Origin of the sequence: Burkholderia humptydooensis (assembly GCF_001513745.1) — a bacterium.
GTDB lineage: Bacteria > Pseudomonadota > Gammaproteobacteria > Burkholderiales > Burkholderiaceae > Burkholderia > Burkholderia humptydooensis.
Window position 1 is genome coordinate 236,264 of the sequence record NZ_CP013380.1, and the last position, 24,694, is coordinate 260,957.

The window sequence follows — 24,694 nt, forward strand, 5'->3', positions numbered from 1 at the left end:
GAACCGGCATGACTCTCGATATCACACAGTTCTATCAGACGTTCTTCGACGAAGCCGACGAGTTGCTCGCGCAGATGGAGCAACTGCTGCTGAACCTGGACGTCGCGTCGCCCGATCCCGAGGATCTGGCGGCTATCTTCCGCGCCGCGCATTCGATCAAGGGCGGCGCCGCGACGTTCGGCTTCACCGCGCTCACGGAAACGACGCACATCCTCGAATCGCTGCTCGATCGCGCGCGCAATCATGAGCTCACCCTGACGAAGGAGATGGTCGACGCGTTCCTCGAGACGAAGGACGTGCTGTCCGACCAGCTCGCCGACTACCGCGCGAGCGCCGAGCCCGATGCGGCCGCCGCGGCCGCGATCTGCGCGAAGCTCGAGCGGCTGAAGGCGTCGGCGAGCGGCGCGCAGGCGGCGCCCGCCGCGGCGCCGGCCGCCGCTCAATCGGCCGCGCCCGTCGTCACGGCTGAGCCGGCCGCGTCGACGATGGGCGTGTGCGGCGCGCCCGAGCACGTCGTCGAGCAGGCGGTCGAGGCCGCGCACCCGGCGCCCGGCGCGCCTGGCGCCACGGGCGGCGGCGATGGCCCGCATCTGAAGATCACGCTGACGGGCGTCGGCGACAAGGACCAGGAACTGCTGACCGAGGAGCTCGGCAATCTCGGGCGGATCGTCGGCCGCACGAAGACGGGCGACGCGCTCACGCTGTGGCTCGAGACCGACGTGTCGTCGGACGACATCGTCGCCGTGTGCTGCTTCGTGATCGACGAAAGCCAGATCGCGATCGGCCGCGGCGCTGCGCCGGGCGCGGGCGACGCGCAGGCGGCGGACGCCGCGACGCCGGTGGCGCAGCAGCGGGAGGAAGCCGCCCACGAAACCGCCCATGAAGCCGCGGCCGTTGAAGCCGCGCCGGAACCGGCGGCGGCCCGGCCGGCAGCGGCGCTCGTCGCCGAAGCGCGGCCGGCCGCGCCAGTCGCCGCACCGAGCGCACCTGCCGCCGCGCCCGCCACGCCGGCGCCGGCCGCGGCATCCGCCGCCGCGCAGCATCACGACGACCGCAAGCCGCGACCGGCCGCCGCCGCGAGCGCGGAGGGCAGCTCGATTCGCGTCGGCGTGGAGAAGGTCGACCAGTTGATCAACCTCGTCGGCGAGCTCGTGATCACGCAGGCGATGCTCGCCGAGACGACGAGCGCGTTCGATCCGGCGCTGCACGACCGCCTGTACAACGGGATGGCGCAGCTCGAGCGCAACGCGCGCGATCTGCAGGAAGCGGTGATGTCGATCCGGATGATGCCGATGGATTACGTGTTCAGCCGCTTCCCGCGGCTCGTGCGCGATCTCGCGGGCAAGCTCGGCAAGCAGGTCGAGCTCGTCACGTTCGGCCAGGCGACCGAGCTCGACAAGAGTCTCATCGAACGGATCATCGATCCGCTGACGCACCTCGTGCGCAACAGCCTCGATCACGGGATCGAGACCGTCGAGGCGCGCCGCGCGGCAGGCAAGGACGCGGTCGGCCAGCTCGTGCTGTCGGCCGCGCACCACGGCGGCAACATCGTGATCGAGGTCAGCGACGACGGCGCGGGCCTGAGCCGCGACAAGATCCTCGCGAAGGCGGCCAAGCAGGGGATGCAGATCTCCGAGAACATCAGCGACGAAGAAGTGTGGAACCTGATCTTCGCGCCGGGCTTCTCGACCGCCGAAGTCGTGACCGACGTGTCGGGCCGCGGCGTCGGGATGGACGTCGTCAAGCGCAACATCCAGTCGATGGGCGGGCACGTCGAAATTTCGTCGCAGGCCGGTCGCGGCACGACGACGCGGATCGTGCTGCCGCTCACGCTCGCGATTCTCGACGGGATGTCGGTGAAGGTGGGCAGCGAGATCTTCATCCTGCCGCTGAACTTCGTGATGGAGTCGCTGCAGCCGGCGGCCGACGACATCTACACGATCGGCAACGGCGAGCGCGTCGTGCGCGTGCGCGGCGAATACCTGCCGCTCGTCGCGCTGCACGAGGTGTTCTCGGTCGACGACGCGCGCACCGATCCGACGCAGGGCATCGTCACGATCATGCAGACGGAAGGCCGCCGCTTCGCGATGCTGATCGACGAGCTGGTCGGCCAGCAGCAGGTGGTCGTCAAGAACCTCGAGACGAACTACCGCAAGGTGTACGGCATTTCGGCCGCGACGATTCTCGGCGACGGCAGCGTCGCGCTGATCGTCGACGTCGCGGCGCTCAATCGCGAGACCCGCACGACGCACGGCTCGCACGCGAGCGCCGCGCTCGCGGTGTCCTAATTTACGTGATCCATCGACCTGGGGGCTAACGTGTCCGAAGTCCAAACGAATCATCCGGCCGCGCCGAACGCGGCCAGCCGCCGCGACGCCGAGCAGGGCGACGCGGCGGGCCAGGAATTCCTCGTCTTCACGCTCGGCGACGAGGAATACGGCATCGATATCCTGAAAGTGCAGGAAATCCGCGGCTACGACAGCGTCACGCGGATCGCGAACGCGCCCGAGTTCATCAAGGGCGTGATCAACCTGCGCGGCATCATCGTGCCGATCGTCGACATGCGGATCAAGTTCCACCTCGGCCGTGTCGACTACGACCATCAGACCGTCGTGATCATTCTGAACGTCGCGCATCGCGTCGTCGGGATGGTGGTCGACGGCGTGTCCGACGTGCTCACGCTGTCGACCGAGCAGATCATGCCCGCGCCGGAATTCGGCGGCGTGCTGACGACCGAGTACCTGACGGGGCTCGGCACGGTCGATGGCCGGATGCTGATCCTGATGGACATCGAGAAGCTGATGACGAGCAAGGAGATGGCGCTGATCGAGACGCTCGGCGCATAAGCGGGCTCGACGCAGGCAACGGAATTACGGGGAGCTGACGATGCTGCACAACTGGTCGATCCGCACGACGCTCACGGCCGTCGGATGCATGCTGGTGCTCGTCGCCGCGCTGGTCGGCGGGCTCGGGCTGTATGCGCTCAATCACGCGAGCCGCTCGCTCGACGCGATCGCGCACGGCGATCTGCCGACGATCCACACGCTCGACGACGCGTCGTCGTACCTGCTGCGCGCGCGCGTCGCGCTCGACCGCTTCAAGACGCTGTCCGAGGCCGGCAACGCCGACGAGGCGAAGAAGGTGCTCGCGCGCGCGCAGGAGCTGTACGCGAAGTCGACGCAGAACTGGCAGGCGTATGCGGCCGCGTCGAAGGAGGGCGTCGACCCGGTGCTGACCGACGAGCTCGCCGCGCGCTACGCGACGCTCGCGAAGGAAGGCGTCGAGCCGGAATTCGCCGCCGCGGGCGCGGGCGACCTCGCCGCGTATCACGCGATCGCCGACACGAAGATCAGCCCGATGTTCGTCGCGTACGACAAGGCGGCGGCCGCGGTGGTCGCCGCGTATTCGACGCGCGCGGAATCGCGCTTCGACGCGACGCAGGCGCGCATCTCGCTGATGATCGCGCTGATCGCGGCGGGCATCGTCGCCGCGTTCATGATGGTGATCGGCATCCGCTTCGCGCTGCGCGGGCTCATCGTGCAGCCGCTGAACGTCGCGATCGCGCAGTTCGAGCGGATCGCGGCGGGCGACCTCACGCCGGCGGCGCAGGCCGCCGGCAACAACGAAATCGGCCGGCTGTTCCAGGGCATCGGCCGGATGCAGGCGGCCGTCGCCGACATGGTGAAGGCCCTGCATCGCGGTGCGCAGGCGGTCGACGTCGGCGCGCGCGAGATCTCGAGCGGCAACGCGGACCTGTCCGCGCGCACCGAATCGCAGGCGGCGTCACTGCAGGAAACCGCGTCGAGCATGGAGCAACTGACGGGCACCGTGCGCCAGAACGCGGAGAACGCGCGGCAGGCGAGCCAGCTCGCGGTCAACGCGTCCGACATCGCGACGCAGGGCGGCGAGGTCGTCGGCCAGGTCGTCACGACGATGCAGGACATCGCGACGAGCTCGACGAAGGTGGCCGACATCATCGGCACGATCGAAGGGATCGCGTTCCAGACCAACATCCTCGCGCTGAACGCGGCCGTCGAGGCCGCGCGCGCGGGCGAGCAGGGCCGCGGCTTCGCGGTCGTCGCGGGCGAGGTGCGCTCGCTCGCGCAGAGGAGCGCGACGGCCGCGAAGGAAATCAAGCAGTTGATCGGCGATTCCGCGCACAAGGTGCAAAGCGGCTCCGCGCTCGTCGAGCGCGCGGGCACGACGATGGCCGAGATCGTCCAGGCGGTGCGCCGCGTGACCGACATCATGGGCGAGATCAGCGCGGCGTCCGAAGAGCAGTCGACAGGCATCGTCCAGGTGAACCGCGCGGTCAGCCAGATGGACGCCGTCACGCAGCAGAACGCGGCGCTCGTCGAGGAAGCCGCCGCCGCGGCCGCGTCGCTCGAGGATCAGACGCGGCAGATGAAGCAGATCGTGTCGGCGTGGCGCGTCGAAGGCGGGATCGCGTCGTCGGCGGCGCCGGATTCGTTGGCGGATTCGTCGGCTGCTTCGTCGTCGGCGGCTTCGAGCGTGCGTTCGAACGTGAATGCCCGCGCGAGCGCGTCGAGCGGGCAGCGTGCCGCGAGCGCGACCGCAACTGCCGGCGTGTCCGGATCGTCGCGGGTGTCGGCGGCCGTCGCGCCGGCCGCCGCGCCGCATTCCGCGAAGACTTCCGCTGCATCGCCGGCGTCGTCCGCCTATGCGCCGAAGCTCGCGAAGCCCGGCGCCGCCGCGCGCCCGGCAACGAACGCGGCCGGCGCCGCCGCGCCGCAAGCCGCCCCCGCCCCCGCGTCGTCCTTCGCGCTCAAGCGCCCGGTGCTGTCGGGCGAGCCGAAGCCCGCGGCCGTGTCTGCCGTTTCCGACGACGACTGGGAAACCTTCTGAGCCATGACGCCCGCACGCGCCGCCACTCGTCTCGACGCACTCGAACCGCAAGAGCGGTCGGGCGACGCTGCGCGGGACTTCGAATTCACGTCCGCCGATTTCGCGAAGATCCGCGCGCTGATCCATCGGCGCGCGGGCATCTCGCTGTCCGAGCACAAGCGCGACATGGCGTACAGCCGCCTCGCGCGGCGGCTGCGCGCGCGTGGGCTCGACCGCTTTTGCGATTACCTCGAGCTGCTCGAACGTGAAAACGACCCGTCCGAATGGGAAGCGTTCACGAACTCGCTGACGACGAACCTGACCGCGTTCTTCCGCGAATCGCATCACTTTCCGATCCTCGCCGAATTCGTCAAGCGCCGCGAGCAGCCGGTGTCGGTGTGGTGCTCGGCGGCGTCGACGGGCGAAGAGCCGTATTCGATCGCGATGACGCTCGTCGAGGCGCTCGGCGAATCGGCCGCGCGCTCGGCGAGCGTGCTCGCGACCGATCTCGACACGCAGGTGCTCGCGAAGGCCGAAGCGGGGGTCTACGCGTTCGAGCAGGTCAAGCACCTGTCGCCCGAGCGGCTCAAGCGCTTCTTTCTGAAAGGCACGGGCGCGCAGGCGGGCCGCGTGAAGGTGCGCCCCGAGCTGCGCGCGATGATCCGCTTCGGGCAGTTGAACCTGACCGACGCCGACTACGGCCTCACGAAGCCGTTCGACGCGATCTTCTGCCGCAACGTGATGATCTACTTCGACAAGCCGACGCAATCGCAGGTGCTCGCGCGCTTCGAGCCGCTGATGAAGCCGGGCGGCCTGCTGTTCGCCGGCCATTCGGAGAACTTCACGTATGTGACGCAGGCGTTTCGCCTGCGCGGGCAGACGGTCTACGAGCTGACGCGCGACGGGCAGCCGGCCGCGCCGCGCGTGCGCGCGCGCGTCGCGGCGGCGGAGGCGGAACTCCGATGAGCGGGCTGCCGATCGCGACCAATCTCTATTTCGACGCGCACTTTCACCGCCGCGGCGTGAAGCTGCTGCCGAACGAGTTCTACACGACGCACGAGGACATGGTTCTCGTCACCGTGCTCGGCTCGTGCGTCGCCGCGTGCCTGCACGATCCGATCGCGCGGATCGGCGGGATGAACCACTTCATGCTGCCGGACGACGGCGCGGACCCGTCCGCCGCCGCGTCCGAATCGATGCGCTACGGCGCGTATGCGATGGAAGTGCTGATCAACGAGCTGATCAAGGCGGGCGGCCGCCGCGAGCGCTTCGAAGCGAAGGTGTTCGGCGGCGCGGCCGTGCTCGCCGGGATGACGACGATCAACATCGGCGATCGCAACGCCGATTTCGCGCGCCGCTATCTGGCGCTCGAGCGCATCCGCATCACCGCGGAGGATCTGCAGGGCGTGCATCCGCGCAAGGTCGCGTTCATGCCGCACACGGGGCAGGCGATGGTCAAGAAGCTGCGCGTGCAGGCGCCCGACGTCGCGGAGCGGGAAGCCGCGCTCGCGCGCGAGGCGGCCGGCCCGCGCGGCGAGCGCGCCGCCCGCGCGCGGCCGCGCGTCGAGCTGTTCGGCACGCCCGCGCCGAAGGCTCAGGCGAAGCCTCGCATCGAATTGTTCGGTACGCGGGCCACGCAGCCCGCCACAAGAAAGCAGGAGGCTTGAACGCTGTGCAGAAGAAAATCAAAGTGCTGTGCGTCGACGATTCGGCGCTGATCCGCAGCCTGATGACCGAAATCATCAACAGCCAGCCCGACATGGAGGTGTGCGCGACGGCGCCCGATCCGCTCGTGGCGCGAGAGCTGATCAAGCAGCACAACCCGGACGTGCTGACGCTCGACGTCGAAATGCCGCGGATGGACGGCCTCGACTTTCTCGAAAAGCTGATGCGCCTGCGGCCGATGCCGGTCGTGATGGTGTCGTCGCTGACCGAGCGCGGCTCGGAGATCACGCTGCGCGCGCTCGAGCTGGGCGCGGTCGACTTCGTGACGAAGCCGCGCGTGGGGATTCGCGACGGGATGCTCGACTACGCGGAAAAGCTGGCCGACAAGGTGCGCGCGGCATCGCGTGCGCGCGTGCGGCAGAATCCGCAGCCGCATCCGGCTGCCGCCGCGGCCGCGCACGGCCACGCGGGCGCCGTCGCGCCGCTCATCAACAACCCGCTCGTCAGTACCGAGAAGCTGATCATCGTCGGCGCGTCGACGGGCGGCACCGAGGCGATCCGCGAAGTGCTGACGCCGCTGCCGCCCGACGCGCCCGCCGTGCTGATCGCGCAGCACATGCCGCCCGGTTTCACGCGCTCGTTCGCGCAGCGCCTGAACGGGCTGTGCCGGATCTCGGTGAAGGAAGCGGAGCACGGCGAGCGCGTGCTGCCGGGCCACGCGTACATCGCGCCCGGCCACGCGCACCTGCTGCTCGCGAGAAGCGGCGCGAACTACATCGCGCACCTGTCGGACGATCCGCCCGTCAACCGGCATCGCCCGTCGGTCGACGTGCTGTTCCGCTCGGCCGCGCAGCACGCGGGCAAGAACGCGCTCGGCGTGATCCTGACGGGGATGGGCCGCGACGGCGCGGCCGGGCTGCTTGAAATGAAAAAGGCGGGCGCGTATACATTCGCGCAGGACGAGGTGAGCTGCGTCGTGTTCGGCATGCCGCGCGAGGCGATCGCGATGGGCGGCGTCGACGACGTCGCGCCCCTTTCCGACATGAGTCGCCGTATCATGGCGCGCCTCGCGTCGATGGGCGATCGCGTGCAGCGCGTGTAACGCCGGCCACGCCATCAGCGTGGACAGGCCCCAGGCGCCACCGTTACAGGACATGAATCAGGAAAGGAACAGACGATGGACAAGAGCATGAAGATTCTGGTGGTGGACGATTTTCCGACGATGCGCCGGATCGTCCGCAACTTGCTGAAAGAGCTGGGCTATTCGAACGTCGACGAGGCGGAGGACGGTCTGGCGGGCCTCGCGAGGCTGCGCGGCGGCGGCTACGACTTCGTGATCTCCGACTGGAACATGCCGAACCTCGACGGTCTCGCGATGTTGAAGGAGATCCGCGCGGACGCGTCGCTCACGCATCTGCCGGTGCTGATGGTGACGGCCGAATCGAAGAAGGAGAACATCATCGCGGCCGCGCAGGCGGGCGCGAGCGGCTACGTCGTGAAGCCGTTCACGGCGGCGACCCTCGACGAGAAGCTCAACAAGATTCTGGAAAAGATGGCGAAAGCGGGGAGCTGACGTGAACGAGCCGATTGATGTGGCGGTTGCCGGCGCGAGCGCCGACGAACGCCTTGCCGACGCCGCCGATCTGGCGAGCGACCGTATTCTCGCGCGCATCGGCCAGTTGACGCGCACGCTGCGCGACTCGATGCGCGAGCTGGGGCTCGACAAGCACGTCGAGAAGGCAGCGGAAGTCGTGCCGGATGCTCGCGATCGGCTGCGCTACGTCGTCGCGATGACCGAGCAGGCGGCCGAGCGCGTGCTGACCGCGATCGAGATCGCGAAGCCCGTGCAGGAGCGCCTGCAGCAGGACGCCGCGGCGCTCGACGCGCGCTGGGCGAAGTGGTATGAAACGCCGATCGAGCGCGCGGAAGTGCGCGGCCTGATGGACGACACGCGCGAGTTCCTGCGCGCGCTGCCGGACGCGACGGGCGCGACCAACGCGCAACTGCTCGAGATCATGCTCGCGCAGGACTTCCAGGATCTGACGGGCCAGGTGATCAAGAAGATCATGGACATGGTCTACCTGATCGAGCAGCAACTGTTGAACGTGCTGGTGGAGAACATCGCGCCCGAGCGCCGCGAGCAGTTCGCCGCGACGGCCGCCGCGCTCGCCGCCGAGCAGGCGGGCGGCGCGATGACGCCGGAATCGCTGCTCAATGGGCCGCAGATCAATCCGGAAGGAAAGGCAGACGTTGTGCAGGATCAGGCGCAAGTCGACGATCTGTTGGCGAGTCTGGGATTTTGAGTCAAATTGTTTTGCAATAATTAAAAATTATCGAGATTAATGCCGATAGGTTTTTGACATAAGCTGCAGGCATACTACGCTCCTGATCTGCAGGCTCTCGAGGGCTTTCTTTTCACTTTCGATTGTCGATAATGAGCGGCGTGTGTCCGTCGGACCTACGCTGCCCGAATACAGAGCCTGAATTCGAGGAGGAATGGAGTGAGATCGAGTCGATTCTGCCGGATCGCCGCGACGGCGGCCGGCTTCATGTGCGCGTGGCTTGCCGCGCCCGCCCACGCAGGCCTCGGCGGCGCGCCGATGACCCCGCCCGCCGCGGACACCGCCGCGACGGTGCATTCGATGCAGCGCAGCATCCGCGCGGCGGGCGGCGCATCGACAGCCGCCGCCGGCTACACGGTGCGCGAAACGACGCTCGGCTCGGGCACGGTCGTGCGCGAATACGTGTCGACGGCGGGCACCGTGTTCGCGCTGTCGTGGCAGGGCCCGGTCGCGCCGAACCTGTCCGACCTGCTCGGCACCTATTTTTCGCAGTACGAGGCAGGCGTGAAGGCGTCGCGCGTCGCGCACGGGCCGCGCGCGCCCGCCGCGATCGACACGAGCGGGCTCGTCATCCACACGGGCGGCCACATGGGCTCGTATTCCGGTCAGGCATGGCTGCCGCAGGCGCTGCCTGCCGGCTTCTCCATCAACGACATCCAGTGATCGCGCCGGGAGGGGACAGATCTTGCGCTTCCAACACACTCTGACTCGCTGGCTCGGCGCGCTGAGCCTCGCCGCAGCCACGGTCGCGCTCGTCGCCGCGTGCGGCGGCGGCGACGGCGGCTCGAACGCGTCGGCGAACACCGGCTCCGGCGGCGGCAACACGTCCGCGGGCGGCGGCTCGAACGGCGGTTCCGGCGGCACGCCGCTCGCGTCGAACCAGGCGGCGATCACCGTCAGCACGGGCGTCGCGACCATCATCAATATGCCGACCGTCAGCGTGACGATCTGCGCGCCCGGCACGTCGACGTGCCAGACGATCGGCAACGTGCTCGTCGACACCGCGTCGTACGGGCTGCGGATCGTCAACACCGCCGCGTCGGGCGTGCTCGGCAGCCTGCCCGTGTCGAGCGTGAGCGGCGGCGCGCTCGTCGAGTGCGGCAAGTTCGTGACGAGCTACACGTGGGGCACCGTGCGCACCGCCGACGTGAAGATCGCAGGCGAGCAGGCGAGCTCGCTGCCGGTCCAGATCATCGGCGACCTCGGCTCGTCCGGCGTGCCGACGTCGTGCTCGAACGGCAACTCGCCGTCGAACACCGCGGCCGACCTCGGCGCGAACGGCATTCTCGGGATCGGACCCGCGCCGTACGACTGCGGCTCGAATTGCACGACATCGACGCTCTACAGCAACTACTACGCGTGCCCGAACGGCAACACGAGCTGCCAGGTCACGACGGTGCCGCTCGCGAAGCAGGTCGCCAATCCGGTGCCGAGCTTTGCGGGCGACAACAACGGCGTGATCGTCGCAATGAACCCGCCGTCGGGCGGCAGCGCGACGGGCACGCTGACGTTCGGAATCAACACGCAGTCGAACAACGCGCTGCCGGCGGGCGTGACGAAGCTCACGTCGACGACCGCGGGCGATCTGACGGGCACGCTGCTCGGCCGCGCGATCACGCAGGCGTTCTTCGACACCGGCTCGAATGCGTACTTCTTCGATACGGGCGGCAGCACGGCGGTCTCGCTGCCCGTGTGCGGCAACAATTCGTCGTTCTACTGCCCGTCGAGCATGCAAACGACGACGGCCACCGTCGTGGGCCTGAACGGCGCGCAGGCTTCGCCGTCGATCTCGATCGGCAATGCGAGCTCGCTGTTTTCGTCGTACGGATCGGCGGTGCCGAACCTGGGCGGCCCGTTCGGCAACACGCGGATGCTCGACTTCGGCTTGCCGCACTTCTTCGGCAAGACGCTGTACTTCGGGATGGACATGACGGGCAGCGGCGGTCCGCCGCCGTATGTCGCGTTGTGACGCGGCGCGCGCGGGTGTCCCGTTCCTGGGGCCCGCGCGCGGCGACTGACGGCAAAAGGGGCGCGAGAAAAATCGCGCCCCTTTTTGCATCGAGACGACGAAAGCCGCGGGGCCGCGCGCGACGCGTCAGGCGGCGGGAGCCTAGGCGAGCAGGCCGCTGTCCGCTTCGCGCTTCCGGCCTCCGCTCCCGCTCCCCGATCGCTCCCCGATCGCGCCCCCAAGACCCCCTTACACCCGCCGTTCGCCCCCGCAACCGATTCGAAGAAATACCCCGGTTTTCCCGCTTTCCTCGACCGATCGCCCGTTGACCGCCGCGGGAATAATCGGTGTCACTGGAAAGCGGCATCCCGCCGCGCCATCTGGAGGCCCGCGTGGCTGAGGACAGCGATCTCGACCGGACAGAAGCCGCCACGCCCAAGCGCCGCGAGAAGGCGCGCGAGGAGGGGCAGGTCGCGCGCTCGCGCGAGCTGGCTTCGTTCGCGCTGCTGTCGGCAGGCTTCTATGGCGCGTGGATGCTGTCGGGCCCGATCGGCGAGCACCTGCGCACGATGATGCGCGCCGCGTTCTCGTTCGATCGCGCAGCCGCGTTCGACACGAACCGGATGCTGTCGCACGCGGGCACGCTGAGCCTCGAAGGGCTCTACGCGCTCGCGCCCGTGCTCGCGCTCACCGGCGTCGCGGCGCTCGCCGCGCCGATGGCGCTCGGCGGCTGGCTCGTGTCGACGAAGACGTTCGAGCTGAAGTTCGATCGCCTGAACCCGGTCACGGGCCTCGGCCGCATTTTCTCGATTCAAGGTCCGATCCAGCTCGGGATGTCGATTGCGAAGACGCTCGTCGTCGGCGGGATCGGCGGCATCGCGATCTGGCGCAGCAAGGACGAATTGCTCGGCCTCGCGACCCAGCCGCTCGATGCGGCGCTCGCCGGCGCGCTGCATCTCGTCGCCGTGTGCTGCGGGATGACGGTGGCGGGGATGCTCGTCGTCGCGGGCCTCGACGTGCCGTACCAACTCTGGCAGTACAACAAGAAGCTGCGCATGACGAAGGAAGAAGTGAAGCGCGAACACCGCGAGAACGAAGGCGATCCGCACGTGAAGGGCCGGATTCGCCAGCAGCAGCGCGCGATGGCGCGCCGCCGGATGATGGCGAACGTGCCGACGGCCGACGTCGTCGTCACGAACCCGACGCGCTTCGCGGTCGCGCTCAAGTACACGGACGGCGAGATGCGCGCGCCGAAGGTGGTCGCGAAGGGCGTGAACCTCGTCGCCGCGCGGATCCGCGAGCTCGCGGCCGAGCACCGCGTGCCGCTCCTCGAAGCGCCGCCGCTCGCGCGTGCGCTCTATCACAACGTCGATCTCGAGCGCGAGATTCCCGGCACGCTGTATTCGGCCGTCGCCGAAGTGCTCGCGTGGGTGTATCAGTTGAAGCGCTTTCACGCCGAAGGCGGGATCGCGCCCGAGACGCCCGTCGATCTCGACGTGCCGGCGGAACTCGACAAGGGCGCGCACGTCGCGCCGCAAGACGAGCGCGAAGAGGCCGAGGACGCGCTCGGCGGCCGCGCCGCCGGAGGTGCCGCATGAACGTGCCGGCCGGCCTCCTCGGCAAGCGCGCGCAGCTTTTCGCGGGCACGAACCTGCGCGCGCTCGCGGGCCCGATCCTCATCTGCATGATTCTCGGGATGATGATCCTGCCGCTGCCGCCGCTGCTGCTCGATCTGTTCTTCACGTTCAACATCGCGCTGTCGGTGATGGTGCTGCTCGTCAGCATGTACACGATGAAGCCGCTCGACTTCGCAGCGTTCCCGAGCGTGCTGCTGTTCTCGACGCTCCTGCGCCTGTCGCTGAACGTCGCGTCGACGCGCATCGTGCTGCTCGAAGGCCACACGGGCCCCGACGCGGCCGGCCAGGTGATCGAGGCGTTCGGCCACTTCCTCGTCGGCGGCAACTTCGCGGTCGGCATCGTCGTGTTCGTGATCCTGATGATCATCAACTTCATGGTGATCACGAAGGGCGCGGGCCGGATCGCCGAAGTGTCCGCGCGCTTCACGCTCGACGCGATGCCCGGCAAGCAGATGGCGATCGACGCCGACCTGAACGCCGGCCTCATCAACGAAGAGCAGGCGAAGAAGCGCCGCCGGGCGGTCGCGCAGGAGGCGGAGTTCTACGGGTCGATGGACGGCGCGTCGAAGTTCGTGCGCGGCGACGCGATCGCGGGCCTCATCATCATGGCGATCAACGTGATCGGCGGCCTCATCGTCGGGATTCTCCAGCACGACATGAGCTTCGCCGCGGCGGGCAAGAACTACACGCTGCTCACGATCGGCGACGGCCTCGTCGCGCAGATCCCGTCGCTCGTGATCTCGACCGCGGCCGGCGTGATCGTGTCGCGCGTCGCGACCGACGAGGACATCGGCACGCAGCTCACGACGCAGCTTTTCACGAACCCGCGCGTGCTGATGATCACGGGCTCGATCATCGTGCTGATGGGCCTCATCCCGAACATGCCGCACTTCGCGTTCCTGCTGCTCGGCGGCGGCGCGATCTGGCTGTCGCGCACGATGACCCGGCGCGAGGCCGCGAAGAAGGCGGCGGGCATGGTCGCCGAGATCGCGCCGCCCGCGGCGCTGCCGGCCGACAGCCACGAGGCGACGTGGGAAGACGTGACGCTCATCGATCCGCTCGGCCTCGAAGTCGGCTACCGGCTGATTCCGCTCGTCGACAGGAACGCCGACGGCGAGCTGCTCAAGCGGATCAAGAGCATCCGCAAGAAATTCGCGCAGGAAATCGGCTTTTTGCCGCCCGTCATCCATATCCGCGACAACCTCGAGCTGCGCCCGAACGCGTACCGGATCGCGCTCAAGGGCGTCGCGGTCGGCACGGGCGAAGCGTATCCGGGCCAGTGGCTCGCGATCAACCCGGGCCAGGTTACGGCCGCGCTGCCGGGCGCGCCGACGCAGGACCCGGCGTTCGGGCTGCCCGCCGTGTGGATCGACACGGCGCTGCGCGAGCAGGCGCAGGTGTACGGCTACACGGTCGTCGACGCGAGCACCGTCGTCGCGACGCATCTGAATCATCTCGTCGTCCAGCACGCGGCCGAGCTGCTCGGCCGCCAGGAAGTGCAGGCGCTCATCGAGCGCACCGGCAAGGACGCGCCGTCGCTCGTCGAGGATCTGGTGCCGAAGACGATCTCGCTCACGACGCTGCAGAAGGTGCTGCAAAGCCTGCTCGACGAAGGCGTGCCGATCCGCGACATGCGCACGATCATCGAAGCCGTGTCCGAGCAGGCGGGCCGCATCACCGATCCGTACGACCTCACGGCCGCCGTGCGTCTTTCGCTCGGCCGCGCGATCACGCAGCAGTGGTATCCGGGCGCGGGCGAGATGCAGGTGATGGGGCTCGACGCGAATCTCGAGCGCGTGCTGTCGCAGGCGCTCGCCACGGGTGCGAATCCGGGCCTCGAGCCGGGGCTCGCGCACACGCTGCTCGTCGGCACGCAAGACGCGATGTTGCGCCAACAGAACATGGGGCTGCCGCCCGTGCTGCTCGTCCAGCACGCGCTGCGCGCGATGCTCGCGCGCTTCCTGCGCCGCAGCCTGCCGCAATTGAAAGTGCTGTCCTACGCCGAAGTGCCGGACACGCGCACGATCAAGGTCGTTAACGTCATTGGGGGTACCGCTTGAACATTCGCAAATTCATTGGTCCGACGAGCCGCGACGCGCTGCGCCTCGTGCGCGAAGCGATGGGTGCCGACGCGGCGGTACTGTCCAACCGGACGCTCGAAGACGGGCGCGTCGAGATCGTCGCGCTGCCCGCCGCCGAGCTCGCCGACATCTCGACGCGCCGCGCGGCCGAGGCTGCCGCGCACGGCGCGGCCCAGCCGCATGCGCCTTCGGGGCCGTCGTTCGCGTCGCCCGCCGCATCGGTCGTCGTGCCGAGCGCCGCCGCGTCCGGCGCGTCGGCCTCGGCGCCGACGTTGCGCGCGGCCGCGAATCCGTACGCGGCGGGCGGCATGCCCGACGTGTTCTCGTCGGTGTTCGGCGCGAGCGTCGACGCATCGGCCGACGGCGACGCGCAGCCCGCCGTCTCCATGCCCGCCCAGCCCGCCGCGCCGTCCGAGCCCGCGCCGTGGCTCGTCGAGCACGCGAAGCGGCTGACGAAGCAGCACGACGAGCTCGTTGCGCGGCCGCGCGCTGCGGCGCGCGCAACGCACGCAACGCACGCGCCGCGCGAGCGCGCGGTAGCCGACGAAGCGCCCGAATGGGCGCTCGACATTGTGCGCCATGCCGCGCGCCGGCTGCCGCCCGACGAACCTTCGGCGGCGAAGCCGGCGCTGCGCCTGCCCGATGATGCGGCAACCGCCGTCGCGGACGCGGTGAAGGCGCGCATCGAGCGCATCGTCAACGATACGGTGATGCAGGAGCTCGGCTCGCTGCGCGAGCTGATGGAAGAGCAGTTCGCGGGCCTGATGTGGAACGAGCGCCAGCGCCGCAACCCGGTGCACGGCGCGCTGACGAAATACCTGTTCGCGGCGGGCTTCTCCGCGCAGCTCGTGCGGATGATCGTCGACAACCTGCCGGAAGGCGCGGGCTACGACACGCTCGACGCGGCGGCCGACTGGGCGCAGTCGGTGCTCGCGGCGAACCTGCCCGTGCTCGACAGCGAGGATGCGCTGATGGAGCGCGGCGGCGTGTTCGCGCTGATGGGCCCGACGGGCGTCGGCAAGACGACGACGACCGCGAAGCTCGCGGCGCGCTGCGTGATGCGCTTCGGCGCGAGCAAGGTCGCGCTGCTCACGACGGACAGCTACCGGATCGGCGGCCACGAGCAACTGCGCATCTTCGGCAAGATCCTCGGCGTGCCGGTGCACGCGGTGAAGGACGGCGGCGATCTGCAGCTCGCGCTCGCCGAGCTGCGCAACAAGCACATGGTGCTGATCGACACGATCGGCATGAGCCAGCGCGACCGCACGGTGTCCGACCAGATCGCGATGCTGCACGGCGCGGACACGCCGGTGCAGCGCCTGCTGCTGCTGAACGCGACGAGCCACGGCGACACGCTCAACGAAGTCGTGCAGGCGTATCGCAGCGCGGCCGGCCAGTCTGAAGCGGCCCTGCCCGATCTCGCGGGCTGCATCCTGACGAAGCTCGACGAGGCGAGCAACCTGGGCGGCGTGCTCGACACGGTGATCCGCTACAAGCTGCCGGTCCACTACGTGTCGACCGGCCAGAAGGTGCCCGAGAACCTGTACGTCGCGACGAAGAAATTCCTGCTCAAGAGCGCGTTCTGCGCGCCGCGCGAGGATTCGCCGTTCGTGCCGCACGACGACGACCTGCCAGCGATGCTGTCCGCGTTGAGCCCGCGCACCGGCAACGAACTGCACGAGGTCCGCTTTGGATAAGCGCATCGCCGACCAGGCAGAAGGATTGCGGCGCCTGCTCGCCGGACGCGCGTCGCGCGTCGTCGCGGTGACGGGCGGACCGTCGGGCGTCGGCTGCACGTCGACGGTCGCCAATCTCGCCGCGGCGCTCGCCGCGCTCGGCAAGGACGTGCTCGTCGTCGACGAGCGCGCGAACGTCCGCTCGATCACGGCGACGCTGTGCGGCTCGTGGCTGCGCGACGGCGAGCCGGTGCGGCACGAGCTCGGCTTCGCGGTGTGCGAGGCGTCGCGGCTCGCGCGCGTCGGCTACAGCGATGCGCAGCTCGAGACGCTCGGCGACGGCGCGGCGGACATCGTGCTGGTCGACGCGCAGCTCGACGCGAGCGGCGCGTTCTCCGCGCTCGCGCGCGACGCGCACGACGTGCTCATCGTCACGCGCGTGTCGGCGTCGGCGATCACCGAGGCGTACGCGTGCATGAAGCGGCTGCACTACGCGCACGCGCTCGCGCAGTTTCGCGTGCTGATCAATCACGTGCAGAGCGCGGCCGACGCGAGAGCCGCCTACGAGAACCTCGCGGGCGTCGCGAGCCGGTATCTGTGCGTGTCGCTGTCGAACGCCGGTTGCGTCGCCGCCGATGCGCTGATCGAGCGCGCGCGAGGGCTCGCGCACACGGTGGTGGACGCGTTCCCGTCGGCGGCGGCGGCGCGCGATTACCGGCAGATCGCCGCCGATCTGCTGTATTGGCCGATGCGCCCGAGTCCGGGCATCGGCCGGGTCCGGACGGGAAGTTCGGCGTTTGAACGAGGCGCGGCTCATGCCGCCTGAACGCCACGACGAAGAGAGGGCATGATGTATAACGCTCAAGGCAAGATTTCCCAGGACGAAGTGCTGACGCAATATGCGCCGCTCGTGCGTCGCCTCGGCCTGCAGCTCGTCGCGAAGATGCCGGCGAGCGTGGACCTCGACGACCTGATCCAGGCCGGCATGATCGGCCTGCTCGACGCGGCGAGCCGCTACAAGGAAGACCAGGGCGCGCAGTTCGAGACCTATGCGACGCAGCGCATCCGCGGCGCGATGCTCGACGAGCTGCGCAGCAACGACTGGCTGCCGCGCAGCCTGCGCAAGACCTCGCGCGAGGTCGAGCACGCGGTGCATCAGGTCGAGCAGCGGCTCGGCCGCTCGGCGAACGAGACGGAGATCGCCGCGCACCTGCAGATGCCGCTCGACGAGTACCAGTCGATGCTGCAGGACCTGCACGGCAGCCAGCTCGTCTACTACGAGGACTTCGACCGCTCGGCCGACGACGAGCCGTTTCTCGACCGCTACCGCGCCGATCACAGCGATCCGCTGTCGGCGCTGCTCGACGAGCATCTGCGCGACGCGCTCGTCGATGCGATCGAGCACCTGCCGGAGCGCGAGAAGCTCTTGATGTCGCTGTACTACGAGCGCGGGCTGAACCTGCGCGAGATCGGCGCGGTGCTCGAGGTGAGCGAGTCGCGCGTGTGCCAACTGCACAGCCAGGCGGTCGCGCGGCTGCGCGCGAAGCTGCGCGAGCAGGCGTGGGTCGGCACGGAGAGCTGAGCGGCCGCGCGGCGGCCTCGCGCGCGAGGCGCGGCTGAACCGCGCGCGCCGGCGAAGCGGGCAAAATGCCGCACGGGAGCGGCCGGCCCCGCCCGACAGGAAAATTTCGTCTCGATTTGCTACAATCCCACCTCGTTTCCGAGGAGCGTTGCGACGGGCCCCGCCCGCCAGGCTCGGAAATGGTCAACCGAGCGGTGTGTCGGCGCAGCATCGTCGCTTAGCGGCGATCGTTCCCGCCGATGTCGGCCGCTTACTTGAACGGCGCTCACGTCACAATTTTCTAGAACTTTTTTTAGAAAGGAGGGCGTGATGAACGCCGCTGTCATCGATTCCCAATCCGCACAAGATTACGTCGTCGCCGATATCGCGTTGGCCGGCTGGGGCCGCAAGGAACTGAACATCGCCGAGACCGAGATGCCCGGCCTCGTGCAGATCCGCGACGAATACAAGGCGCAGCAGCCGCTGAAAGGCGCACGCATCGCCGGCTCGCTGCACATGACGATCCAGACGGGCGTGCTGATCGAGACGCTGAAGGCGCTCGGCGCGGACGTCCGCTGGGCGTCGTGCAACATCTTCTCGACGCAGGATCACGCGGCCGCCGCGATCGTCGAAGCCGGCACGCCCGTCTTCGCGTTCAAGGGCGAATCGCTCGACGAATACTGGGAGTTCTCGCACCGCATCTTCGAATGGCCGAACGGCGAGTTCGCGAACATGATCCTCGACGACGGCGGCGATGCGACGCTGCTCCTCATCCTCGGCTCGAAGGCCGAGAAGGACCGCTCGGTGATCGCGACGCCGACCAACGAGGAAGAAGTCGCGCTCTTCAAGTCGATCGAGCGCCACCTCGAGGCCGACGGCAACTGGTACTCGAAGCGCCTCGCGCACATCAAGGGCGTGACCGAGGAGACGACGACGGGCGTGCACCGCCTGTACCAGATGGAAAAGGACGGCCGCCTGCCGTTCCCGGCGTTCAACGTGAACGATTCGGTGACGAAGTCGAAGTTCGACAACCTGTACGGCTGCCGCGAGTCGCTCGTCGACGGCATCAAGCGCGCGACCGACGTGATGATCGCGGGCAAGATCGCGGTGGTCGCGGGCTACGGCGACGTGGGCAAGGGCTGCGCGCAGTCGCTGCGCGGCCTTGGCGCTACGGTGTGGGTGACGGAAATCGATCCGATCTGCGCGCTGCAGGCGGCGATGGAAGGCTACCGCGTCGTGACGATGGAATACGCGGCCGACAAGGCCGACCTCTTCGTGACGGCCACCGGCAACTACCACGTGATCAATCATGATCACATGAAGGCGATGCGCCACAACGCGATCGTCTGCAACATCGGCCACTTCGATTCGGAAATCGACGTCGCGTCGACCCGCCAGTACCAGTGGGAGAACATCAAGCCGCAGGTCGACCACATCATCTTCCCGGACGGCAAGCGCGTGATCCTGCTGGCTGAAGGCCGCCTCGTGAACCTCGGCTGCGCGACGGGCCACCCGTCGTTCGTGATGTCGAACTCGTTCACGAACCAGACCCTCGCGCAGATCGAGCTGTTCACGCGCGGCGGCGAGTACGGCAACAAGGTGTACGTGCTGCCGAAGCACCTCGACGAAAAGGTCGCGCGCCTGCACCTCGCGCGCATCGGCGCGCAGCTCTCCGAGCTGTCGGACGATCAGGCGGCGTACATCGGCGTGTCGAAGGCGGGCCCGTTCAAGCCGGATCACTATCGTTACTGATATCTTGATCCGTACCCGGCGCGCGGGCGCCGGGCGGCCGCTCGCCTGACGTCCGCCGCGCGCGGCGCGTCGGCGGGCGAAGTGCGCCGCCCGACGCGTCGCGCGTTCTCATCTTCCGGGGCGGCCGCGCCCGGCCGGATCGTCAACCGCAGAAGGAGCAATCCATGACCGTCATCCTGACCTGGATCATCAACGCGCTCGCGCTCTTGATCATCACGTACCTCGTGCCGTCGATCCACATCAAGAGCTTCGGCACGGCGCTCGTCGTCGCGGTCGTGCTGGGTCTCATCAATGCGGTGATCCGGCCGGTCCTGATCCTGCTCACGCTGCCCGTGACGATCGTCACACTCGGCCTCTTCATCCTCGTCGTGAACGCGCTGTGCTTCTGGCTCGCGGCGTCGCTGCTGAAGGGCTTCGAAGTGTCGGGATTCTGGTCCGCGTTCTTCGGTTCGATCCTGTACAGCATCGTGTCGTGGCTGCTGTCCGCCCTGATCTTCGGTCAGCGCAATATCGGCTGACGGGGTGACACCTGAATCATGAACCCGATCGAACTTTCCTTTGAATTCTTTCCGCCGAAGACGGCGGAAGGCGTCGACAAGCTGCGCGCGACGCGCGCGCAGCTCGCGCCGCTCAAGCCGAAATTCGTGTCCGTCACGTTCGGCGCGGGCGGCTCGACACAGCAAGGCACGCTCGACACCGTGCTCGACATGCAGAAAGCGGGGCTCGAGGCCGCGCCGCATCTGTCGTGCATCGGCTCGTCGAAGGACAGCCTGCGCGCGATTCTCGACCAGTACCGCTCGCACGGCATCCGCCACATCGTCGCGCTGCGCGGCGATCTGCCGTCCGGCATGGGCGAGGTGGGCGAGCTGCGCTATGCGTCCGAGCTCGTCAGCTTCATCCGCGCCGAGCACGGCGACTGGTTCCGGATCGAAGTGGCCGCGTATCCCGAGTATCACCCGCAGGCGCGCTCGCCGAAGGCCGATCTAGAGAACTTCGCGCGCAAGGTGAAGGCGGGCGCGAACGCCGCGATCACGCAGTACTTCTACAATGCGGACGCGTATTTCCGCTTCGTCGAAGACGCGGCGAAGCTCGGCGTCGACGTGCCGGTCGTGCCGGGCATCATGCCGATCACGAACTTCTCGCAGTTGATGCGCTTCTCCGAGATGTGCGGCGCGGAAGTGCCGCGCTGGATCGCGCGCCGGCTCGAAAGCTTCGGCGACGACAAGGACTCGATCCGCGCGTTCGGCGCGGACGTCGTCACGGGGCTTTGCCGGCGGCTCGTCGACGCGGGCGTGCCCGGTCTGCACTTCTACACGCTCAACGGCGCGGCGGCGACGAAGATCGTCTGCGAGCGGCTGGGGCTCTGACGCCGGCCGGCGCGGCCCGTGCGGCTGCGCGCCGCATTCGTCGCTCATCGCCCGCCGCTCACGCCTGCGCGTGCGCGAGCGGCGGCCGCTTGTCGAACCACGGCTGCGCGAGCTCGAGCTGACGCGCGAGCGTGAACAGGCGCGCATCGTCGCCGTGCCGCGCGACGAACTGAACGCCGACCGGCAGCCCGCGCGCGGTCCAGTGCAGCGGCACTGACATCGCCGGCTGCCCGGTCAGGTTGAAGAGCTCCGTGCAGCCCGCCCACGCGAACGCCTGCTGCGACGCTTCCGCGAGCATGCGCTTGAGGAGCGGCTTCATCGGCAGCACGCCGAGCAGCGCCATCTGCCGCGTCTCGAACGGCGTCGGCTGCATTGCGCCGATCTTGATCGGCGGCGCGGCGAGCGTCGCGCACAGGATCACGTCATAGCGCGACACGAGGCCCGCGACGCGCGCGGTGATCTGCCGCTGCAGCTCGAGCATGTGCGGCAGCCGCTCGCGCGCGAGCCGGCGGCCGACCTGCGCCATCGCCCACGTCGCCGGCTCGAATTCGGCGCGCGCCGGCTTGCGCCCAGTGATGCGCTCCGCGCCGAGCACGAGCTCGTCGGCGATCGCCGCCCAGATCGTCAGGAATACCTCGCCGATCTGCGCGAAGTCGAGGTTGAACGCTACCGGCTCGACGTTGTGCCCGAGCGACGCGGCAAGCGACGCGGTGTGATCGAGCGCGTCGCGCACGTCGGCCGACAGCGCCGGCGCGAGCATCGGGTCCGTCACGTAGCCGATCTTCAGCGCGGGCGGCGGCGCGTCGAGCGCGCCGAGATACGTGCCGGGCGCGCCCGCACCGTCGAGTGCGCCCGGCGCAATCCGCCCGGTGGTGATGTCGAGGAGGAGCGCGCTGTCGCGCACGCTGCGCGAGACCGCGTGCTCGACGACGATCTCGCCCGGCACGGGCCACGGCGCAAGCGCCGGATCGCGCGACGGCTTGAAGCCGAACAGGCCGCAGCACGACGCGGGAATCCGGATCGAGCCGCCGCCGTCGGACGCATGCGCGAGCGGCACGATGCCCGCGGCGACGGCCGCCGCCGCGCCGCCGCTCGAGCCGCCCGGCGTGTGATCGAGATTCCACGGGTTGCGGCACACGCCGAACAGCGCCGATTCTGTGTACGGCATCTGCCCGAGCTCGGACGTGTTGGTCTTGCCGAAGATGTTGAGCCCGGCCGCCCTCGTTCGCGCGATGAGCGGCGAATCTTCGGCCGGCACGTAGTGACGATAGTGGCGGCTGCCGAGCGACAGCGGCAGCCCGCCCACCGCGGAGCCGAGATCCTTGACGAGATACGGCACGCCGGCGAGCGGGCCGTTGAGCGCGCCGCTCGTCGCGCGATCGCGCGCGGCCGCGTAGTCGTTCAGCACGATCGCGTTGAGCGCCGGATTGAGCGCTTGCGCGCGGCCGATCGCGGCGTCGAGCAGCTCGCGCGCGCTGACTTCGCGCTGCGCGACGAGCTGCGCGAGCCCGATCGCGTCGTGGCACAGATAGTCGGACTGCACAGTCATCCCCCGTGGTGACGAGCGGCGAACGCTTCGAAATGCGAGAGCGGTGACACGGCGCGCGCCCGCGCGATGCGCGGGCGCGGCGATTGCCGGCAGCTTACAGGTGTTCGGCGAGGAAAGTCAGCGTGCGGCCGTGCGCGAGCGCCGCTGCGCGCTGGCCGTACGATGCGCGGTCCGGGCAGTTGAAGCCGTGCTGCGCGTCCGGATACAGGTGGAATTCGGCGTTCGCGCGGCCGGCGAACGCGGCCTTCACCGTGTCGACCGCGTCGGGCGGAATCGACTGGTCGTGGCCCGCGTAGTGGAACAGGATCGGCTGCGTGACCTTCGCCGCGACGTCGACGTGATTCTGAATGCCGCCGCCGTAATACGCGACTGCGACGTCGACGTGCCGCTGCGCCGCCGCGAGATACGCGAGACGCCCGCCGAAGCAATAACCGATCGCGGCCAGCTTGCCCTCGACCTCGGGGCGCGCGCGCAGCGCCGCCGCGGCCGCGCCGATGTCTGCGACCGCCTGCGCGACGTCCGTCTTCTGCAGCAGCTCGATGCCCTTGTCGCGGTCGGCGCCTTCGTAGCCGAGCTCGACGCGCGGCTGCGTGCGCCAGAACACGTCGGGCGCGAGGGCGACGTAGCCGTCGGCCGCGTACTGATCGGCGATCGAACGGATGTGGCCGTTCACGCCGAAGATCTCCTGGATGATGACGATGGCCGGGCCCTTGCCGCGCTTGGGCAGCGCGAGGTAGCCGCCGAACGTGTCGTTGCCGGCGGGGATGTCGATCCATTGCGAAGCCATGCTGATCTCCTGGCAAAGCAAGACCGGTGAAGGTCCTGACGGTGAATGGGGAAGCGGCGCCCAGTGTGCCATCAAACCCGCGTCGTTGCAGCGCGGCGAAACGGCTCGCGCGGCGCGCGCGGCGGCCGAATCGGCGGGCCCCCCACGCCCCCATGAGCCTTCTCGCCGCGCGAACGGACCGATCTGGATTATTCATTTTTCACGCATCGCGCGTGCGCGTAGAGTCGGTTCGTCGAGTATTCGATTCCGCCCGTCTTTTTGCATGACCGCCTTCGCATCCCGGCCTCCCATCCATTCGAGGATTCGCCATGACTTCCCGTATCGCTACGACTCCGTTCGCCGCCCGTTTCGATTTGCGCCTGCCGCTCGTGCAGGCGCCGATGGTCGGCGCGACGACGCCCGCGCTCGTCGCGGCCGCTTCCAACGCCGGCGCGCTCGGCAGTCTGGGCGGCGCGTCGTTCGCGCCGGACAAGCTGGCCGCCGAGATCGCCGCGGTGCGCGCAGCGACGCGCCGCCCGTTCGCCGTGAATCTGTTCGTGCTGCCCGACGCGCATCCGGACGACGCGGTCGTGCGCCGTGCGCTCGGCGCGATCGATCCGCTGCGCGCGCAGTTCGGGCTGCCGCCCGGCGCGCCGCCGGCGCGCTACGCGCCCGACTTCCGCGCGCAGCTCGACGCGCTAGTCGATGCGCGCGTGCCGGCCGCGAGCTTCACGTTCGGCGTGCTCGATAAAGACGATGTCGCGCGGCTGCAGGCCGTGGGCACGTATGTGATCGGCACCGCGACGCATGTCGCCGAAGGGCTCGCGTGGCGGGCGGCGGGCGCCGACGCGATCTGCGCGCAAGGCGCCGAAGCGGGCGGCCATCGCGGCACGTTCGTCGGCTCGGCCGAAGACGCGCTCGTCGGCACGATGGCGCTCGTGCCGCAGCTCGTCGACGCGACGGAGCTGCCGGTGCTCGCGGCGGGCGGCATCATGGACGGGCGCGGGATCGCCGCCGCGCTTGCGCTCGGCGCGCAGGCGGCGCAGCTCGGCACCGCGTTCCTCACGTGCGCGGAAAGCGCGATTCCGGCGTGCTGGAAAGCGCGTCTGCTCGCGAGCGACGATACGTCGACGTCCGTCACGCGCGCGATCACGGGCCGTCATGCGCGCGGCATCCGCAATGCGCTGATGGCGCAACTGACCGAGCGACTCGATTCGGTCGCGCCCTATCCGGTGCAAAACGCGTTGACGCAGGAGTTGCGGCAAGCCGCCGCGCGTGCGGGCGACGCCGAGTATTTGTCGTTGTGGTCCGGCCAGGGGGCGCCGCTCGGCAAGCACCGCGATGGAGCGCAAACGGCCGCTCAATTGATCGACGCGCTCGACGCCGAATGGCACGCGACCCTTTCTCGCCAGGGTATTTCGGTAGCCTGACGAATTGGCCGGCGCGACAAAAAAGCACGCCGGCCGCATTGCCGATACGTTCTGCTTGCCGAATTATTTCAGCCG

Annotated in this window: 21 protein-coding genes and 1 riboswitch; of the genes, 19 read left to right on the forward strand and 2 right to left on the reverse strand. The window is 69.0% G+C overall.

Features of this window, described 5'->3' with window-relative positions; translation table 11 throughout:
• The first annotated feature begins 8 nt into the window (after positions 1–8).
• The 18 genes from cheA to metF all read left to right on the forward strand — a co-directional run bounded on the left by cheA (position 9) and on the right by metF (position 20,874).
• Positions 9–2,288, forward strand: a complete 2,280-nt coding sequence (cheA, locus tag AQ610_RS01070; RefSeq protein WP_006023825.1) for a chemotaxis protein CheA — start codon at positions 9–11, stop codon at positions 2,286–2,288.
• Between the two features lie 30 nt (positions 2,289–2,318).
• Positions 2,319–2,846: a chemotaxis protein CheW gene (gene cheW / locus AQ610_RS01075; protein WP_006023824.1), complete on the forward strand. Its 528-nt coding sequence runs from the start codon at positions 2,319–2,321 to the stop codon at positions 2,844–2,846.
• A gap of 40 nt (positions 2,847–2,886) precedes the next feature.
• Complete coding sequence (locus tag AQ610_RS01080) at positions 2,887–4,866, forward strand: methyl-accepting chemotaxis protein (RefSeq protein WP_006023823.1); 1,980 nt, start codon at positions 2,887–2,889, stop codon at positions 4,864–4,866.
• A 3-nt stretch (positions 4,867–4,869) separates the two neighbouring features.
• Complete coding sequence (locus AQ610_RS01085; RefSeq protein WP_006023822.1) at positions 4,870–5,811, forward strand: CheR family methyltransferase; 942 nt, start codon at positions 4,870–4,872, stop codon at positions 5,809–5,811.
• Complete coding sequence (cheD, locus tag AQ610_RS01090; protein WP_006023821.1) at positions 5,808–6,512, forward strand: chemoreceptor glutamine deamidase CheD; 705 nt, start codon at positions 5,808–5,810, stop codon at positions 6,510–6,512. Before AQ610_RS01085 ends, cheD begins: the two co-directional genes overlap by 4 nt.
• A gap of 5 nt (positions 6,513–6,517) precedes the next feature.
• Complete coding sequence (locus AQ610_RS01095) at positions 6,518–7,612, forward strand: protein-glutamate methylesterase/protein-glutamine glutaminase (RefSeq protein ID WP_006023820.1); 1,095 nt, start codon at positions 6,518–6,520, stop codon at positions 7,610–7,612.
• Positions 7,613–7,687: 75 nt separating this feature from the next.
• Positions 7,688–8,083: a chemotaxis response regulator CheY gene (cheY, locus tag AQ610_RS01100; protein WP_004185006.1), complete on the forward strand. Its 396-nt coding sequence runs from the start codon at positions 7,688–7,690 to the stop codon at positions 8,081–8,083.
• Between the two features lies 1 nt (position 8,084).
• The gene (cheZ, locus tag AQ610_RS01105; protein ID WP_043281840.1) at positions 8,085–8,813 is read left to right on the forward strand and encodes a protein phosphatase CheZ; all 729 of its coding nucleotides are present in this window, start codon (positions 8,085–8,087) and stop codon (positions 8,811–8,813) included.
• Between the two features lie 198 nt (positions 8,814–9,011).
• Positions 9,012–9,515: a DUF2844 domain-containing protein gene (locus tag AQ610_RS01110; RefSeq protein ID WP_006023816.1), complete on the forward strand. Its 504-nt coding sequence runs from the start codon at positions 9,012–9,014 to the stop codon at positions 9,513–9,515.
• 22 nt (positions 9,516–9,537) lie between these two features.
• Positions 9,538–10,821, forward strand: a complete 1,284-nt coding sequence (locus AQ610_RS01115) for a DUF3443 domain-containing protein (protein WP_006023815.1) — start codon at positions 9,538–9,540, stop codon at positions 10,819–10,821.
• Between the two features lie 371 nt (positions 10,822–11,192).
• Positions 11,193–12,398, forward strand: coding sequence for a flagellar biosynthesis protein FlhB (flhB, locus tag AQ610_RS01120; RefSeq protein ID WP_006023813.1), 1,206 nt, complete (start codon positions 11,193–11,195; stop codon positions 12,396–12,398).
• The gene (flhA, locus tag AQ610_RS01125; protein ID WP_006023812.1) at positions 12,395–14,497 is read left to right on the forward strand and encodes a flagellar biosynthesis protein FlhA; all 2,103 of its coding nucleotides are present in this window, start codon (positions 12,395–12,397) and stop codon (positions 14,495–14,497) included. The genes flhB and flhA overlap by 4 nt, the downstream gene beginning before the upstream one ends.
• Complete coding sequence (gene flhF / locus AQ610_RS01130) at positions 14,494–16,215, forward strand: flagellar biosynthesis GTPase FlhF (RefSeq protein WP_006023811.1); 1,722 nt, start codon at positions 14,494–14,496, stop codon at positions 16,213–16,215. The genes flhA and flhF overlap by 4 nt, the downstream gene beginning before the upstream one ends.
• Entirely contained in the window at positions 16,208–17,020 is an 813-nt protein-coding gene (locus tag AQ610_RS01135; RefSeq protein ID WP_006023810.1) for a MinD/ParA family ATP-binding protein, read from the forward strand. Before flhF ends, AQ610_RS01135 begins: the two co-directional genes overlap by 8 nt.
• 21 nt (positions 17,021–17,041) lie before the next feature.
• Positions 17,042–17,776, forward strand: a complete 735-nt coding sequence (locus AQ610_RS01140) for an RNA polymerase sigma factor FliA (RefSeq protein WP_006023809.1) — start codon at positions 17,042–17,044, stop codon at positions 17,774–17,776.
• Positions 17,777–17,910: 134 nt separating this feature from the next.
• A riboswitch (S-adenosyl-L-homocysteine riboswitch) is annotated at positions 17,911–18,050 on the forward strand.
• A 35-nt stretch (positions 18,051–18,085) separates the two neighbouring features.
• The gene (gene ahcY, locus AQ610_RS01145) at positions 18,086–19,507 is read left to right on the forward strand and encodes an adenosylhomocysteinase (protein ID WP_006023808.1); all 1,422 of its coding nucleotides are present in this window, start codon (positions 18,086–18,088) and stop codon (positions 19,505–19,507) included.
• Positions 19,508–19,671: 164 nt separating this feature from the next.
• Positions 19,672–20,025 carry a phage holin family protein gene (locus AQ610_RS01150; RefSeq protein WP_006023807.1) on the forward strand — a complete coding sequence of 118 codons (354 nt, stop codon included), beginning with the start codon at positions 19,672–19,674 and terminating at the stop codon, positions 20,023–20,025.
• An 18-nt stretch (positions 20,026–20,043) separates the two neighbouring features.
• The gene (gene metF, locus AQ610_RS01155; RefSeq protein ID WP_006023806.1) at positions 20,044–20,874 is read left to right on the forward strand and encodes a methylenetetrahydrofolate reductase [NAD(P)H]; all 831 of its coding nucleotides are present in this window, start codon (positions 20,044–20,046) and stop codon (positions 20,872–20,874) included.
• A 58-nt stretch (positions 20,875–20,932) separates the two neighbouring features.
• On the opposite strand, the gene AQ610_RS01160 is transcribed toward metF, so the two are convergent.
• The gene (locus AQ610_RS01160; RefSeq protein WP_006023805.1) at positions 20,933–22,423 is read right to left on the reverse strand and encodes an amidase; all 1,491 of its coding nucleotides are present in this window, start codon (positions 22,421–22,423) and stop codon (positions 20,933–20,935) included.
• 94 nt (positions 22,424–22,517) lie between these two features.
• Complete coding sequence (locus AQ610_RS01165) at positions 22,518–23,210, reverse strand: dienelactone hydrolase family protein (RefSeq protein WP_009913901.1); 693 nt, start codon at positions 23,208–23,210, stop codon at positions 22,518–22,520.
• Positions 23,211–23,518: 308 nt separating this feature from the next.
• Between AQ610_RS01165 and AQ610_RS01170 the strand changes: the two genes are divergently transcribed.
• Positions 23,519–24,619 carry an NAD(P)H-dependent flavin oxidoreductase gene (locus AQ610_RS01170; RefSeq protein WP_006023803.1) on the forward strand — a complete coding sequence of 367 codons (1,101 nt, stop codon included), beginning with the start codon at positions 23,519–23,521 and terminating at the stop codon, positions 24,617–24,619.
• The last annotated feature ends 75 nt before the right edge of the window (positions 24,620–24,694 follow it).